Annotated in this window: 15 protein-coding genes; 2 read left to right on the top strand and 13 right to left on the bottom strand. The window is 54.6% G+C overall.

Annotation, left to right across the window (positions count from 1 at the left end):
* Nucleotides 1–172: 172 nt before the first annotated feature.
* The 6 genes from VMW13_01355 to VMW13_01330 form a co-directional block, all read right to left on the bottom strand.
* On the bottom strand, nucleotides 173–1,798 hold the full coding sequence (locus VMW13_01355; GenBank protein ID HUV43454.1) for a DUF5305 family protein: 1,626 nt from the start codon (nucleotides 1,796–1,798) through the stop codon (nucleotides 173–175).
* Nucleotides 1,799–1,865: 67 nt separating this feature from the next.
* Nucleotides 1,866–2,438: a signal peptidase I gene (locus tag VMW13_01350; GenBank protein ID HUV43453.1), complete on the bottom strand. Its 573-nt coding sequence runs from the start codon at nucleotides 2,436–2,438 to the stop codon at nucleotides 1,866–1,868.
* A gap of 46 nt (nucleotides 2,439–2,484) precedes the next feature.
* Nucleotides 2,485–3,177, bottom strand: a complete 693-nt coding sequence (locus VMW13_01345; protein HUV43452.1) for a hypothetical protein — start codon at nucleotides 3,175–3,177, stop codon at nucleotides 2,485–2,487.
* 24 nt (nucleotides 3,178–3,201) lie between these two features.
* Nucleotides 3,202–4,404: a hypothetical protein gene (locus tag VMW13_01340; GenBank protein HUV43451.1), complete on the bottom strand. Its 1,203-nt coding sequence runs from the start codon at nucleotides 4,402–4,404 to the stop codon at nucleotides 3,202–3,204.
* Nucleotides 4,405–4,606: 202 nt separating this feature from the next.
* On the bottom strand, nucleotides 4,607–5,503 hold the full coding sequence (locus VMW13_01335; protein HUV43450.1) for a hypothetical protein: 897 nt from the start codon (nucleotides 5,501–5,503) through the stop codon (nucleotides 4,607–4,609).
* A 576-nt stretch (nucleotides 5,504–6,079) separates the two neighbouring features.
* Nucleotides 6,080–6,772, bottom strand: a complete 693-nt coding sequence (locus VMW13_01330) for a response regulator transcription factor (protein ID HUV43449.1) — start codon at nucleotides 6,770–6,772, stop codon at nucleotides 6,080–6,082.
* A 347-nt stretch (nucleotides 6,773–7,119) separates the two neighbouring features.
* Between VMW13_01330 and VMW13_01325 the strand changes: the two genes are divergently transcribed.
* Together VMW13_01325 and VMW13_01320 are read left to right on the top strand one after the other, a co-directional pair.
* Entirely contained in the window at nucleotides 7,120–7,785 is a 666-nt protein-coding gene (locus VMW13_01325) for a response regulator transcription factor (protein ID HUV43448.1), read from the top strand.
* A gap of 222 nt (nucleotides 7,786–8,007) precedes the next feature.
* Nucleotides 8,008–9,060, top strand: a complete 1,053-nt coding sequence (locus VMW13_01320) for a PAS domain-containing sensor histidine kinase (protein HUV43447.1) — start codon at nucleotides 8,008–8,010, stop codon at nucleotides 9,058–9,060.
* A gap of 456 nt (nucleotides 9,061–9,516) precedes the next feature.
* Here VMW13_01320 and VMW13_01315 read toward each other — a convergent pair whose 3' ends face one another.
* From VMW13_01315 to VMW13_01285, 7 genes are all read right to left on the bottom strand, one after another.
* The gene (locus VMW13_01315; protein HUV43446.1) at nucleotides 9,517–10,773 is read right to left on the bottom strand and encodes a hypothetical protein; all 1,257 of its coding nucleotides are present in this window, start codon (nucleotides 10,771–10,773) and stop codon (nucleotides 9,517–9,519) included.
* Between the two features lie 203 nt (nucleotides 10,774–10,976).
* A complete protein-coding gene (locus VMW13_01310) occupies nucleotides 10,977–12,029 on the bottom strand; it encodes a hypothetical protein (GenBank protein ID HUV43445.1) in 1,053 nt (350 codons plus the stop codon).
* Between the two features lie 385 nt (nucleotides 12,030–12,414).
* Nucleotides 12,415–12,825, bottom strand: a complete 411-nt coding sequence (locus tag VMW13_01305) for a response regulator (protein HUV43444.1) — start codon at nucleotides 12,823–12,825, stop codon at nucleotides 12,415–12,417.
* A gap of 232 nt (nucleotides 12,826–13,057) precedes the next feature.
* Entirely contained in the window at nucleotides 13,058–13,741 is a 684-nt protein-coding gene (locus tag VMW13_01300; protein ID HUV43443.1) for a response regulator transcription factor, read from the bottom strand.
* Nucleotides 13,742–14,084: 343 nt separating this feature from the next.
* Nucleotides 14,085–14,210 carry a hypothetical protein gene (locus VMW13_01295; protein HUV43442.1) on the bottom strand — a complete coding sequence of 42 codons (126 nt, stop codon included), beginning with the start codon at nucleotides 14,208–14,210 and terminating at the stop codon, nucleotides 14,085–14,087.
* 317 nt (nucleotides 14,211–14,527) lie between these two features.
* The gene (locus tag VMW13_01290) at nucleotides 14,528–15,070 is read right to left on the bottom strand and encodes a hypothetical protein (protein ID HUV43441.1); all 543 of its coding nucleotides are present in this window, start codon (nucleotides 15,068–15,070) and stop codon (nucleotides 14,528–14,530) included.
* Nucleotides 15,071–15,186: 116 nt separating this feature from the next.
* A complete protein-coding gene (locus VMW13_01285; protein HUV43440.1) occupies nucleotides 15,187–16,683 on the bottom strand; it encodes a hypothetical protein in 1,497 nt (498 codons plus the stop codon).
* Between the last annotated feature and the right edge of the window lie 272 nt (nucleotides 16,684–16,955).

The following is a 16,955-nucleotide window of genomic DNA, read 5'->3' as shown; positions in this document are numbered from 1 at the left end:
GAGAAACGAGGGAAAGGAGGCTGTTGCAAATGACCGGTAAACTGAGTTAGACTGTCTGCACCCAGTGCCACTCCCCAAGCCATTTCTGGGGTGGCCGTTTTGGCCCGGACAAGCGGCCGGTTTGGAGCGGACACGTGGCCGATTTCACCGGAATCCGCACTCAGCAATGTTCTCAGATTTCGCTAACGTATTCGTACCTCATTGAGCCGTCAACGATACAGTAAGTATGTCTTCCCACTTCAGCCATGTGGAGCACAGGTCTCAGCATGTCATCAGAGGTCTTGATGATCTCCTCTAATGAGCCCAGACGGATGACTCTGTCTCTGGCCACGGCGGCAGGTATCTCCTTGACATCCACGATAGCGTCCTTGTGTCTTCTCTTGGCCTGGCGTATCTCTTTTTCGACCAGGGAGACTTCTTCCGGCTTCAACCACACGTTCAGCGCAATTGAGTAGAGGAGTGCAATGAGAATGATGACTGTCAACAAGATGGACAAGCCCCGCACCCAACCAACTGGAAGCCCCATTATTCTCTCGAGATTGGGAGCCATCTGGTTGATCCGGATGTCACCGGTCTGGGACTGCACCAGGAGGTCTTCCTTCCATTCAATGATGTCTCCTCCCAGCGTAGTGCTGAGGGTCTGGTTAAACCGCTCAGATATTGGCCCATGGTCGGTCTGTGCCGTAGCAAAAACATCAGCCTTCATGACCAGAGTATGGCCACCGGAAACGCCGGTTTCTCTCTCAATAACCCTGTATACATCGTTGAAGTAATTGAAATCGTCACGATTCAAAGAAAAGGACACGACGAATTCCCCAGTTTTACTGGTGAATGGAACAAGAGGGAACTCTTTACGCCACACACCCGGGTTCTCAAGCACAGCGCTTATCGAGATGTCCTCGCTTACCTGTTTCAGAGGTTCATCGGACCCAAACTGGTAGGAAAATGTGAAATCCATGGACTCCATCAGGCTGTAGAAGAGGGGTTGCCCCGGTCCCAGGGTCATAGATGACAAAGGCAACGGGGGTGCAGGTGAAGGGGCTGAAGGTGGAGTGAGCGATATCACACCGAAGGGGCTATTCGGTTTAAGTTGTACTGAATAGTCGAATACTCCTGCCTGCTCATAGCTGTATTCTCCAAACGAGGCTCGTTGGCTACTATGCAGAGGACTGCTCACCTCGATAAGAGGACCCACGGATGATATTGTCAGGATCTGTGTGAAACTCTCGAACATCGGCTCACCGAGCATTGACTCCACGGTAGTGTAGGCGTCTACGGTTATGGTTGTTGAGGTGGCAGACGCAAGTTGCTCTCCGACAATCGTGAATCTAACGGTTGGGTCTCCGGTCAATGCAGTCGCTGGCAAAAGAAGGAGTTCTTCTCGTCCTGCTGCCCCTCTGTTAACAGAGGCCCGTATCTCTATTTCCGTGGAGGTCTGTGCTTCTACAATCTGGTCAGGTGTGAAGCTGTACGTGAAGTCCATGTCAATTGCTTCAACATGGTCCAGGGGATACTTCGGATTTGACTGTGGGGCCTCTGGAAAATCGGGAATCTGAGTGCTGTAGGGACTGGCTTCAAGGGGAATGTCACCATACAGGTAGGACCCCTTCAGGTGGGTAACGTAGTCGAACTCACCTACGTGCTTGTAGTTGAGTACAACAGTCCCCTCCTCTACTTCTGAGGGAAGCGAAAACGCCCTCTGTATGCCAAACCCGGAAACCAGGAACAAGACCGCGATAACGACCAGGATTATCCTTCTTGCACTAATGTTATTGATATTCATAAAGACCCTACTCACTGTGAATTCTCCTGTTCAGACTGGCGTTACGCAGAAGCTAGTCATGTTGTCATGAAACGGTCAGCCATCAACGTAGCCTCCTCTTTTTTCGTCTTTCCATTAGCATGGTTCGCCTTGCTGCCCGCCGTCTTCCTGGACTGGTCATAGAGCGCAGATCTCTGGCCGCACTGCCGATGAGCATCACAGAAGGAAGAGCAACAAGAAAGACGAAGCCAAGCTCGCTCCGGCTGTGGCGTGATACATATGATAGAAAATAGCCAAGATTGGGGATACAGTATTGTATCCTGCCAAGAACATGTGTTGCGGGTATGAGGTCGAGGTCCGGGCCTTCATTGGCATCACCTTTGGTGCGGAAGCTGGGGACCTCCCCGTCGACCACCTCAATTACGCGGTGGCTGACCATTACCTCCGGCTCTTCCCATGGTGGATTGAAGGCTATGATGTCACCGACGGCAATCTCTGACGTGTCGACGGGTTGTATCACCGCGAGTGCGCCTACAGGCATCTCCGGCAGCATGCTGCCGCTGAGGATGGCGGCGATGCTCGAGGAATATATGGCAGGCATCAGGACCAGCAATACTGCCGTCAAGACCAGCACTGCCAGTATCAGATTGGCGAGGACCTTGGCCAATCGTAACACCTTCTCTACCTCCAACTCTACCTACGTACAACGCAATACGCGGGCATTACCGCACCAGTGTGAATATAAGAGTCATATTTGTACGATCACCCTGGTATTCATTCCAGATACCATCGGCAAACTTGACAGTCATCATAAAGGTGATTACGCCGGAATTTGGAACTGGAGTCAGCCCATGCAAACCCTGAGCTTCAAACTCGTCCAGTGAAATCCTGCCGTCGTCACTGGTATCAGTGAAGATAGCAGTATCGAAGGAATTGTACTCACCCCAGATAATGGGCATGGTATGGTAGGACATACCGGTGATTATCATCACGGTATCTTTATCGAAAATCCCAAAACCAGGGTCAGGGGGCACGTCATAGCCAAGTATGGCGTCCTCTGCCGCGTTCTCAGCGTCAGTATCCCAGTCAGGCTCCGAGTTAACGTTGATGCAGCGGATATCGACATGGTCATCAATGTGTGTGCTGAATGCTTCCAGATACACGTGAGAAGATATCACGTCCCCCGGCTCCATGAGCCCGGGAGGAAACTTGTTCTCATAGTGCCAGGTCCTGACCACACTGTGTCCTTCTGAGTCGCCTATCCCCAATGGGTTTTCCAGTATCAGCTCAACTGAGTCCGTCTGGAACGCATTGTCGGAACTGGTCTCACTATCAATGAAACCCGCGTAGGTGCCTGCTGCCGCAAGCGAACCAGCAACCAGTATTACTGTCAGTGCCAAAAACAACTGCTTCATCGGTATCCCTGTCCGAAAGAACTCCTATGGTTGTATCGCACCAAAGATCAGGTCAAACGTGCACCTGTCGCCTTGAAAAACGTTGGTCGGCCACCACCTTAGCTGGGCGTCATCAGCGTCAATGTCGCCATCACCGTCATAATCTATTGTGCCCGCGAACCAGGCCAGGTCCTCGACCTGCCGCAGATGCAATTCCACTTTCAACTCACGGCAGACTCCATTGGCCCAGGCCGTCTCTCCGTCAGTACCTTCAGCGTGGGCAAAGAAATAGACGTCACCGCTCCAGTTGATCGGACACTGATAGAGGTCCACGGTACCAGGCGCGGGCACCGAGTCGTGTTTGTCCGTGCATTGGCCAGGTGATACCTCACCTGGTGGAGTGGCATCAACATAGATATGAGTCGCTGCCATCTGCCAGCCGCTGGTAGTGGTATCATACTCGATGTACAGATATGTAGAATCACTCCATACCGTCACCGTACCCACACGAGTGTTCTGCCCCATCATCAGCGGCACGCTCAGCGCCGGAGCACCAATTGTGTACATGAAGCATGTGCCCCATCCACCGCCGGGAATACTCACAATGTTTGCGGGTGAAGGAATCACTCCCAACGGATATGTGTTGCAGGCAATGTCAGAGAACGTTCCCTGTACTACCATTTCACCGGGGTCCGAAAAATCCCCATCGCCGTTTCCATCGAAATACATCCTGATATCCAGGAATTTGGATATCAACCAGTCCGGAGGGCCCGAATCACTGCCTGCGTCTATTCCCAGCCCGACGATGAGCGTCTCTCCGATATAACCGCCTTCCTCGGCGACAAACTCGGACTCCGAACTGGCCACACCGGCCCCTACCGGACTACCCACAATATAGGAACCGCTGGCACCATCGTAAACATATTCCTGCGGTGGGTCCCCTGAGGATACAGTTCCGGCTTCAGTACACCTCACACCCTTCACACTGTCATAGTCCAGGTCAGGGATATGGACGGTAACCAAAGCGTCCAGGGTGCCTACATTCGAGAGTGTGAACTTCTCTGAGTACCACCTCGAGGGGGTACCGCACTCAATAGTAATTGGTCCGCCACTAATCTCCAGATTGCGGGTCCCTGCACCAAACTCATTGTCCTTGCTGAGTTCCGTATCAAAGAACCCGGCCATTGTCCCTCCTGCCACCGAACCCCCGACCGTGACCACCAGAACGGTAGTTAGTGCTGCGGTCATAAACTGTTTCATGGAACCATACAACTCTAAATTATCCGCCTTTCTATGTGTCGCTCATGTCCAGAGGAGAAGCGGGTTGTCGCTTCAACCTTATTTTCTCCCCCTCCTCCGGAGGCGACGGTAATAATTCTTCTTCTGGATTCTGGGGGGGGGGTGCCTCTCACAACATGGACACCCCCCCAAGCTGTCGATCCTTCAGGACCTATGAACCAGGCACATCGGTATTGAGTTCGAACAGCATGTTCCAGGTAGCCCTGTCGCCCTGGAGGGCATTGGTGGGCCAGTATTTGGTCTGCGGTTCAGGCCAGTCCGGGCACTCTATCTGCTGCAGATGGACGTGTATGTGGACAAAGGTCTTCGTCTGCGAATACAGGATGCCGAGCAGGTTCTTATTGCACTCTATTTCTGAGAGCTTACCGCTGAAGTCTGCTATGATTGCCCACCGGTTGCCAGCGGTCTGCCAGGCACCTTCTTCAGTAGCATCTACATCGCCGTTGCCGTCTGTGTCAGGATTGCCGAGTTCATTCCCGGTGGCTCCCACCAGGGGCACTCTGACGGTGATACCCAGATGGTCGGAAATGCCGCTGGCGTAGTCCTCACCCAAGAGGCACGGATGGTTGTCGGGTACCCAGGTCTGGCCGACCCAGCCGTCACCCACTTCGGCGATCTTCTCCGGCTCTGAGGACCATACGCCCGGACCCTTCGGCTCAGTACCTACCGCAACGCGATAGCCGTCCGGAATGCCGGTAATGCCAGTACTGGCGCCATCGTAGACGTACCCTAGAGTATTGTGTTTCTTCGTCCCGTACTCCTCGGACACGACGTCCTTGAAGTGCATGTAGACCCAGGCTCCCTGGCACTGGCCCCAGTTGTACAGGTCGATCCACTTGTCAATCGAAGAGCAGGGAACACCGCATTCGACGGTAAATGTCCCCATGACATCGGGGTCGTTCTTGCCGTTGACCAGCAGGTCAAGGATACCCGCCTGGAAGCTGTTGCCCATGCTCTCCTCGGTATCTACAAAGCCGGCAAAAGTCCCACCGATTCCCGCCGCGAGAAGTGTACTGACCACCATTATGCTTAACACTATATTCTTCATGATCTCCTCGTTCTCTCCTTTCTTAATAATTGTTTGTCAAGCCCTCTCCAGAGCCTATTGCCTCGGGAGAATCGACCGGGCCCGTGTCTTCCAGTTGCTGCCTCCACCGCCCCACCTCTTTGGTCATACAACTGTACCTTCCAGCAGACGCCTTGGATACTCTCCAAAGGGGTGCTTTTGGCGGGATTCCGAGCCCTGTCCTAGTGGACACCGGCGTACTATACGGGTACCGAGGAGCTAGTCCATCTGAATATCTCCGGTTGCTGAAATCTACTGCCGGGGAGTACGTAGGTTCGGCGTGTGGGCAGGTGTAGTCGGTTACGGAGAGGGTTCCTCTGGAAGGCTGCGAAACGTGCAGACTACGTACTTTGTGCGCACGAACGAAGCCAGGAAGAAGGACCAAGAACAGTGACACGAGCGCCGCACAGGCACGGGTTCTGCCCATTTCGTTGCTTGTACTTTCCGGCTGAGACTCGATTCGACTTAGCCGTGAGGTGGTGCTCCAGTCCCTGTCAGGCAGCAAGGGAACCACGGCTTGCTCTTGTTGTGGTTTCGAGGCAGATCGAAGGCCCCGGTTTACGGGGAATTCAGGTACCCTCTCGACAGAGCCATCGCCACCGCTTGCGTTCGGTTCCTGACGTCCAGTTTTTCAGAGATCCGTCTCAGGTGTGCTTTGATCGTCGTGTGGCTCACATAGCACTGAACAGCGATCTCCTTGTTGCTGGCGCCCTGCGAGACCAACCACAGGATTTCCTTCTCTCGGTCGGTCAAACAGTCGAGCTTGTCCGTATGCTCGTTTTCGTTACCCGGATTGGCTGGCCCATCAAACAGCTTCGCTGCTCTTGACGCGTAGACCACTGCCCTACCCCCAGCAACCAGACGAATAGAGTCAGTCAGCTCACTACCCTCCAGGCTCTTGAGAAGGTAGGCTCTGGCTCCGGTCCTCATTGCCCTGACGAAGTCAACCCTCTTATCGGAGTGTGTCAACACTATCACCTTGACATCAGGGAAGCGCTCCAGGAGGCGTGCAATAGCCTCGATACCTCCGGCCCCAGGCAGGAAAGGCTCAAAGAGCACGATGTCTGGCGCGACCTCCTCCATCTTGGCTATCGCTTCCGTGATATCGGCGGCATCACCAACCACCTGGAACTCCGGATGCTCCTTCAGAATCGATACCAGGCCGATTCGGACAATCTGGATACAGTCAATGATAAATATCTTGAGAACTGCCCTGTTCTTTGCATCGTCGCGGTTTGACTCTGTGCTCATCACGCCACCTGGGTTCGTCGGTCTGCTTTCCCTCAACGTATTCCGCATGCTGGAGTACCATGGCTACATCACGCGTTGAAAGCAGTGCCCTGATTATCGGGGTGTCAGGGCCGTGAGTCAATCCGCTGTAGCACTTAATCCTGCTACAAGAAACCTGTGGCTATAGCTGCCCCATAGGTCCGTCCCTTACGCTAAAAGGCTAAGTGCTTTCTGTCTGTGTTGTAGGCAATATTGCCTGTGATACACCCGTACGTATAGTTAAAACTTGACAACTGCCAAGTACAGCGTTAGTATATATGCCCTAGTGAGAACGAGCCAAGAGGACTACCATTGGAGAGAAACAAAATATGGCATCCGGAATCATAACTATCCTTATTGCTGACGACCATCCGACATATCGAGAAGGTTTGCGTCAGCTTCTCAGTGTTGAGACGGATTTCGAGTGCATTGGTGTCGCGTGCGACGGGGCAGAAGCCATTGAAATGGCCAAGCAATTCCAGCCTGACGTGGCATTGATTGACATCATCATGCCCGAACTGAACGGCATCAAGGCTACGGCGCATATCAAGGCATCCTGTCCCAATACTGCCGTTCTAGTACTTAGTGCCTTCGACCAAACGGCATATATACTGCCTGTAGTGCAGGCAGGCGCGTCTGGATACCTGCTGAAGAACTCGTCTCTAGATGATATTGCGAACGCTATCCGACTCGTGCACAGTGGCGACACCGTGCTTGATTCGGCTGCTGTGGATGTTGTCATGGCCAATATCAGGACCGGCTCCACCAGTAAGGGCAATCGGTCAGACGATTTGGGTAGTCGTGAAATGGAGGTACTGACATTGACTGCGAAAGGGATGAGCAACAAGGGTATCGCTGAGCAGCTTGCGCTCAGCGAGCGTACTGTCCAGACGCATCTGGTCAGTATATTCAAGAAACTCTCGGTCAGTTCACGCACCCAGGCCGTGCTCTACGCCTTGCGGAAGGGTTGGCTTTCTCTTGAAGATCTGGCTTGAGCTGATCAATTGTGGATTGGTATAGGTGGGAGAGGGGATGGAGTGGTAGATGAAGAAGGAGTGTTCTTACCAGTGGAGGAAAGCCAGAGTGGCTAAGGTATCTTTACAGAGACTACTGCTCACCATGTGTGATGAGGACTTCAGTCTTCCAGGTCGGAACCCAAAGCAGGATTATTTTTAGGTAGAGGCAGGACGAGGTTCAGAGGGGTCTTGAGGTGTGTCATGGTATCGTCTGCCAAGTACGAAAGCGTAGCACATGAAGGAAGGTACAGGGATCTGGTCGAGTCACTACCTCACACGATGTTTGAAATGGACACCAGGGGACGGTTTACATTCGCCAACAATAATGCTCTGGTACTATTTGGCTATACCAGAGACAACCTTCCCAGTGAGTTGGACCTATCTCATGTGATAGAACATAGCGACCTCAGTAGAGCCAGGAGAGACTTTCGGGGGTTGCTGGCCGGGCGCAAGACGACATCCGCCGAATACAAAGCACGAAAGAAGAACGGCTCTACTCTCCCCATCATTGTCTTTCCCTCAGCCGTCTTTCGGGGAGAGCGCTGTGTGGGCGTCAGAGGGATTGCCATAGACCTCACGCACCAGATTCGACTCCGGAATGCTGCGCGGTCCATCATATTGCAGACAGCCACGGCCCAGGAGAAAGAGCGGAGACGCATTGCCCGTGATCTCCATGACGACACCGCTCAAGAACTCGCTGCTCTGTCCCTGCAAATTGATGCTACAACCAGAGGTGAAGAGAAACTGTCACCAGCAACAATCGAACGGCTCCACTCGTTGAAAACCAAGACTGACAGCATTCTGGAAGGGATTGCCCGTATCTGTATGGAGTTGCGGTCTTATGCCCTGGAACAATTCGGTTTCGTACCAGCTCTGGAATTGCTTACCGCGGAACTGAAGGACGAGACAGGAATCAACGCTCATATTCGAATAACGGGCACTGAACGCCGCCTATCGTACGAGGCTGATCTAGTCCTCTTCCGTATCGCTCAAGAGGCATTGGCCAACATTAGGAGACACTCTCAGGCAACGAAGGCAGTACTGGCGATTCGATTTAAAAAGGACGTAGTGAGAATAACGGTGAGCGATAACGGGAAAGGCTTTCAAGTACCCGAAATACTGATGGACCTCCCTGACCTGGGTAAGCTGGGATTAATCAATATGCAGGAGCGAGCCAACCTGCTCGGCGGTACCTTCAAGGTGAGATCAGAATTGGGTAGCGGTGCCACTGTAGTGGTAGAAATACAGGCGTAGGGCTTGACCGACCTGACCGAATACTGTCTCTTGCCTTTCTCCGTACCCAACAGCCATGGCACGCCACACGGGTTTGACTCCGCAGTACATAAGACCACCAGAGTCAACTGCAGGCGAGACAGGTCTGCCTTCCAACGTTGACCTGGAGGCTGCTCCAGGATTCCATTACCCATCTCACCACCGTGTCCTTCGATTCTCCAGCAGCACCATCAACCGTCGAAGTCCCCTCCGGCGTAATGACTCAGGGCACCAACACCCTGAGAGTGGAGTTTGCCGGCCCCAGTCCCAAGACCCTTGTAGACGACTCCACCAGAGACATTAAGGAGGAGATTCCAAGGTGATGAACGGGGGCGCAAAAACAACTGGATACGCTCTGCCCAGTGCGTGAGCACAATTCAGCCCCCGTCAGGCGACGACAAGAGCCACGGGGTCACGTTCCTCACGGCCGCAGTTGGGTCAGTCTTTGACATGCACTGATTCGGCTTTCTGCCTCCTTTGCCAGTATGTGGATACCAACCCCGCCAACATCAATGCTACCAGAGTGCCAAAGAGTACCCACTGCCACGCCAGTCCTCCTCCGACCTCGGTTGCACTACTGGGGGCTGCCTCTGACATAACCTCGAATGACAAGTCTTGCACGTCTGTGATTTTTCCTTCGTAGAGGACGTGCGCCTTCAGGGTGTACTTCCCGGGGGTCTCCAGTCTCAGATAGGCGACCAATTCTGCGCTATACCCCACTGGTATCAGAATCTCGTCTCCACTGATTACATCAATGAGGGCACCATTGTGGTATACTTCACCAGCCAGCTTGGCTTTGGTGTCTATCTGCCCATCATTGAGGAAGGTTGCACATATCTTGCTTACTATCCCGAGTTGCGGAGTGCCCTCGAGCGTGATTTCACTGCAAACACCGGACCTGGTTAGCGTCCCCCGCGGCAGAATGGCGAAATCGAGTTCTTCTCCGGCAATGACCCTGCTATTCAGAGATACGACAACATTACATAGATATTCGCCGCACATCTGGTCGGTAGTGTCGCATTCCACACGGAGCATTTCGCTCTCTTCCGGCCTCACCCTGGCCTCGGCGACAGCAAAGGTGGCAACGGTTGCGCCGTCTCTGGCTACCTCAACATCGAACTGCGGCGTAGCGTCCACGTTGCCGGTGTTCTGGAAATATGCTTCTATCTTGAGTGGATAGCCTTCTTCGACATCTCTGGTCCTGATACTGGTTACAATGCCCTCCAGAATCTGTGTCCCGGTAACTGTGATGCTCACAGCCACCTGTGCTGACAGTGTCACTGTCTGTATCGAGCCTTCCACCTGCCCGTCGCTGGCAGTACTCACCACCACAACAGCCTCGTACCTGCCATTGGCCGCATCTTTCGGGACATTGACTCTGACCAGGACACTCGCTTCGCCATGCCCCGGCACTCGTACTCTGTCTATCGGGATATCCGGAGAATCTCGTTCGAAAAAGGATATCCAACCGGCCGCTTCACCCATGGTACCAAAGGCAAAGGCGGCTTCGTCATCTCCCAGATTGAACACCATGATTAGCCGTTCGTATTCCCCTCCTCTCAGTGCATCGGTTATCTCCAGCGTGCTCGGTCCTGCACCTATCCCTGCTGCTGCGGCTGCCGGCAAGGTAAGCACGTAGAATGCAAACAGCACGGCCAGCGTCACTTCTATGCTCCTTGTGACCATATTCGGCATGTTCACCTCTCAGTCAACAACAGGCGCACCCACCAGGTCCCGCTCGACTGCCTCTCTCACATTCTCGTGCGCCCGGTTGGATGGCGTTGCACGAGGTATGGGCAGGGACAGGTCCCCGCCCATACCTCCGCTTTCCCGATGTTCCCAGGTACCTCTACGAGCACCTGGTCCTCACAGCGGGCTTCGCCGTACCATCACTTCACCTAGTAATGGAGGATGGTGATGGTCATTGTACCCTGATACAGGTCCTCTACCGTCCCGTATGGCGGGTGCACCGAGAAGTCAATCTGGGTGGGTGTGCACGGAGGAAGCAGTACGGGGGCGCCAGTGGCGTCGGCGATAACCGTCGGAACACAGGCCAGAAACTCGATGCGTCCTTCCTGAAGGATGGCCCCGGTGACAGGGTCCTTGCAGTCCATCTCGGCGTCGAATTCCTCTATCGTCTTGCCAAAGGCCACGCCGGTAAGCGCGCTGGCATGCAACTGGATTTTCGCCGGGTCATTACCTACGTTCTGGACAGTGGGCCGGGCGGGTGTCGTCATATTCTCGTCACCCAGCACGTAGTTCCACTGGGAGATGTTGACGGTCTGCCAGTCTATCATCGTGAAGTCGATCTTCAGGGCCACGATGCTCATATAGAAGAAGGTGTTGACCAGCGGGTCGCCAGTGTCACTGCCCGCGTCAGTACCTACGGCCTCTACGGTGTAGTCCATGGACGGCTGATGATAGTCCATCTCGCCCACCAGCTCAATCAGCAACTGCTTCCCGTTCTCCAGGTCATAGAGGACTGAGCTGAGGTCCTGGCCCGGTCCGTATGCAATCCGGCCCTGCGCTTCGAGTGCGGCCAGTGCGGCAGGGATGGGCGTCTCTCCAGTGCAGTCACCATCCATGTCAATCATGCCGGTCCAGGGAATCATTGTCCAGGTCCCCCTCACGGCCCGCAGCTGGAACTTTTCGGTGCCGTCATCATAGCGAACGGTAACATCGACGGAGGCTACGTCATCAACGCCGTTGGGGTCCCCCACTATCACGTAGAACTTCACCAGTCTCATGGCTTCGGGAATCGGCATTATTTGCGTGCCGAGGGCAACGTCATGGTCCGGGGTCTCGAACTTCGCGCAGATGAACGGCGGACTGCCGCTGCCGCCAACCGAAGCCTTGGTGTCAACCGTCTCTTCCTCGACGGCCAGCACTGGCGCACCAAGCAGTCCCAGGACTAGCGCGAGGGCAACGAGGATACTTGCTACTTTCTTCATCTTTCTCTCCTTTCAGCTTGCTCTGTATTCCTGATTCAACGCCCTGCTGCACCAGAACGACCACCCCTCTCGTCAGGCTGTCCCTGTCTTCCCCTCCGTAGCTGAGTGTGAAACACTGCCACAATGACCCACAGGGGGAGGCAGAATCGGCTCAGTGGTGTCCTACCTGCCGCCTGGCTGAATCAGGATGAGCTGAAGGTCACCCCCCACATCGTATTTGGGGGGTTCTTCTTCCCAGCCCGGAAGGAACTCGATTCCTTGCACGGGCTGTTGTGCACCCTCGATCGACCAGCATCCCGAGCCACCCCTCGGTGGAGACCATCGCTCCCGCCGGGGGACCTCGGTAAGCCCGAGAGCCAACAATCAGTCGTCAGTTGGCTTGTTCTCAGTTCTTCCATCCCGGAACGTCCCGTGAATAGACCGGGCAGTCTCCTTTCCGCTTGTTTTGCTCCGGCTTCGTGCGACGCAGCAATGAGCGGACCCGAGCAACCAGTTCCCTGGCAGTTGGGTAACGGAGATAGATATCTGCACCCGATCGCAGAATCTGAAGCAGCGTAACCTCCCCATGATTCTTGCCAATGACGATAATGGGAGCATCAGATTCACTGCGTAAACGAGCACAGAACTGTTCGCAGTCATCGACGGAGTGCTCGAACGCAACGATTACGATACTTGGATCCTGCTGATGAAACTCTCTTATCCCGTCCACGGTGTCGCCAACAGCGACCACATCAAATCCCTTGTTGCTCAAAGTCTGGACTATGGCATCCCTCTGACCCGGTTCCGGATGTACCAACAAGACTCTCACTTCACTTCAACCCCGAGCGTAGAATCATCAGCAATGTCCGATAGTTTACTATAGGCATGTAGTGTATCAGCGTCACAGATGTCGCCAAAAGCGTGGAAATCCGTTGACAGAGCGTACGAATCTCGTCCAAGATTTCCGAGGATATAAAAAGAAGGGACAGGCAAATCATACCGATTGCCTGTCCCCAGCATCACCTGAACCCAGGCAGATCGGACAGCGTCTAATCCAAAGGCATGAAGCGGTATCCTATCCCCGGTTCGCTCACGATGACGTCGGGCAAATTTTTCAGCTTTGAACGGAGTCGGTAGACGTATTTCCTGAGTTCTTCTTCCCTGCCTATTCCCAGGTACTCCGATCCCCACACCTTCTGGATCAAAGTGTCTTTGGTGACTATTCTTCTTTCATTCCTGACCAGGCAGTACAGCAGCCTGTACTCTATAGGACTCAGCTTCAATCTGTCCTCGCCAAATGCCACTTCCCTAGTGGAGAAGTTGATGAGAAACCGACCGCTGGAATAGACGGAGTTAATCTTGGCAAGGTGCGGGCTAGTCCGACGGAACAACGCATGAACCCGAAACATGAACTCCACGAGACTCAGCGGTTTACTGACAAAGTCGTCTGCACCCAGTTCCAGAACTCTATACCTGTCCAATACAGTATCACCACCGATGAGGGCAATAACAGGAACGTCAGAAAAAGAGCGCAGGTCTGTGAGTCCGTCCAGGGCATTCATTTCGGGCATGTCTATATCCCAGACAACAATGTCAGGGCTTTCCCTCTCAACCATGTCCATCGCATCGCTGCCGCAAGAGGAGACGACGACCACATCCGGCCAGCGCATCTGAAGAGAAAGGGAGACGCTTTCCAGGGTTTCCTTGCCTGCTCCAACTACCAAGGCCCTCATCTGTTCTCCGCTTGCCGAAGACCGGAAGGTGACGCCCTCCCAGCACTTCCAGTGTCAGTGTGTATTCGCCGCTGACAGTACCTCTCAGCCTCCCCGGAAGATGAGAATACGTAAAGACTCCCCCGCATACCCGGACTCCCCTGATGCAGGCTCCGCACAATCAGCCGCTACTGATTCTGCCAGAGCAAAGTGCCCATTTCGTATAAGCCCTCGCCTCATCCTTTCCCAACCCTCAGGCCGCTCCTCTGCATCACTTACTGCACGGGCCGAGGGATACGGCCTACCCCGACAACTGGACTGTACCATTACCTTCTGTTCTTGGAAATCCTTCTTTCGGACGGTTTTACTGGCGGAAAATACTTACCACGCTGGTCCGTGGAACACTAAGCACCAGGAGGCAAGTGGGTGCCAGGGTGATGGCGGTTACGATGATGGTGACCAGGTCATCATCCGGGTCGGTTACACCCATGATGGCAACGTCAACGAACTTGTGGTTGGGTGGCCACAGGCAGCCTGGCTCAGCGTAGGCCTCAGAGCAATCGGGCGGTCGGATGGAACCAAGACAGCATTGTCGCTGTCGCTGTATATGACGCCCTCACAGCACTTGATGCTGGCCGTGAAGGTTATGGTCACCGGGTCGTTGGCGCCCTCGGGAGTAGTCCTCTTCCACAACCGACGGATGCTGTGAAGCAAGGGTCAGCAGGCCTTCGAGGGTCTGCTGACCTTCAGGTTGCCGCCTGGAGTCGCCCGCGGAGCCATAACCTCCTGCCTCCAAAGTCTCAGTGGCTACGGGACGTTGGTGTCGTCGTAGTCCAGAGACGGTTCCTGGTCGAATAGGTACTCGTTTGGAGTGAAGTCGGCCCACCAGCCATCGTCGTTGACGTGTTCACCCAGGACAAGCCATATCTGTGGGTTCGATAGGTCCTCCTGGAAGTCATGCGAGCCAGCGAGGTGGATTTGGCCTCCACCGTTGGTTGTGCCGCTGGCAAGGATTGTCAGTGGGGGGGCAGCACCCGTCGCGCGCACAAGTGCGTACTCGGTGTTCGGCTGAAGGCCGTGCCCGTTGAACAGGAAATCAAACGTGGGACCGGCCAGGTTGAACTTCAGCTTCCCCCACGCGCCATTCCAGACAACCTCCGTCCACTGCCACGTGCCGTCCGGGAGTTGCTCCCAGATCAACTGGTAGTAGTGTACGAAGCCAACGTTCGAGCTACCCACCCCGCCCTCTTTATGGTAGGATGGATTATCGCCCTTGTCCGCGACAGCCGCTGACGAACTGAGCACGAGTGCCAGGGCAAGTGTGAGTGTTACTACCAGTACCTTCTTCATTGTGTTCCATCTCCTCTTCTTGTTTCATGTGTCTGCCTGTCCGCTTTCACCTACTTGGGTTAGGGGTCGTCTCTTGACGAGACGACCCCTTTTTCGCCATGCGAAGGTATAGAAGCTTAGTTCATCTGTGTTGCGTCGTAGATCTGACCACTGTCCACCGCAGGACAGATATTGTCCGATTGGTCATGCGGTACCTTGACCATAACGCTGCCTTCACACTCGCCGCCTCTGCCATCGCTGGCCGTGAACGAGATGACATAGACCCTGCCATCGGCCGTACCTGAGCGCTCAGCCCTGACAGAGGCTGTGTCTGTGCCGATGCCGTCAGCATCCGGTGAGTGCTTGGCACCACCTGAGCCCTTGTCTGTGGCTGTCGCCTCATCACTGGTGATGTTAGTTATGGTGATGGTGACAGGATCACCGTCCGGGTCGGTCACACCCATGATGGCAACGTCAACGAACTTGTGGTTGGGTGGCCACAGGCAGGCCGGATCGGCATAAGCCTCAGAGCAATCGGGCGGTCGGTTGGGGACAACCCTCTCCAGGGTGAGCAGTGCCCACACTGTCGCCAGCATCTCATCTCCCCAGCAGTCCCAGGGCCAGTAGCCGTCGTCATGCTGGTTGTCTACTATCTCTGTAGACATCTCGTCGAACCAATCGATGCCGCCGAAATCTTCTGGCTCTATGATGACCATGCTCTCAAGTCCCTTCATCACGCAGTAGGCAGCCTGGCAATTTAACGTGTCCTTCCATCCTGTGCCACATGCGCCGGTATCGTTCCAGTGCCGCACAAGGTATGCAATAGCACGTTGTGCTCTGGCGGTTGACATGTCGTCGCCAAAGAACGCCATCTCGAAGAGCAGGTTGCCCGTCTTCAGACAGTTGACCCAATCGCCGGGGCCCGTGTAGCCGGAGCCACCGTCGGTGCTGGCATCGTGCCCGGGGTCCCCCGGGTTTGTCTGGATGTAGTTGATCCAGTTGTTCAGCCCAGGCTTCACTATCGCTGGTATCACACAGCCGAAATCCTCGGCATAGCGCAGGCCAAGGACAGCGTAGCCGGTGTTGGAGTTGTCACTATTCCCAAAACCAGACCAGTAGATCCAGCCACCGTCAGGGTTCTGAGACCAGGCGAAGAAGTCCACGTTTCCCTGCACGACCGACTGGTAGGTCTGTGTGGCGTACAGCCCGGTGGTAACTACCCTGTCGGGAGTCCGGCTTGCCGCAATAGCCATCATGGCTATCCCGGTGCTGTACGTCTCATAGAAACCTATGTCGAAGCATATCCCGGTTCCGGCCCCGTAAGTGCCTGCCTGGGTGAAGATGTAGTCCAGCCCGTCTATAACGTTCTGGCTGTATTGGTAGTTAGGGTCAAAGGGAGAGTCAAAGCCAAGCTCAAAGGCGCGGTCCTCCAGCTTGACTACGGCAAGACCAGTCCTGGCGACCCGGTCCCGGTCACCCCAGGAGCCATCATCGTTTTGCTGCGGCACCAGCCAGTCGAGCCCTTTCTGGATTGATGCTTCGATCTGTTCCTCTGTGGCTGCCTGCGCAGGGATCACCGCCAGGCCAAGTATCAACCCCGCCACAACCAGTATTGATAGTATCTTGCGTTTCATCAGGTACCTCCTTTCTTCAATTCTGTTCTGCATCACCAGTCGCGCTGGCGTGTGCAGTCTTGAGATTTTCCAAGGGGGGTGGGCAGCACGGATATAGCATCCGCTGTTCCCGTAAACCATCACCTCCTTCTGTCCTTAATGCACACATGTCCTGCCCCTCGACCCAGGGCATGATGTGAACCGGATGAACAACTCTTCGACCATGCGTATCTCATCTATGATCTGCCATTTCAGGCTTACGTTAATTCTGTTAGCTCTCGGCCAACCTCCTC

The sequence above is a fragment of the Dehalococcoidales bacterium genome, assembly GCA_035529395.1.
In the GTDB taxonomy this organism is placed as follows: Bacteria; Chloroflexota; Dehalococcoidia; order Dehalococcoidales; family Fen-1064; genus DUES01.
This window is presented reverse-complemented; position numbering and strand designations above follow the sequence as displayed.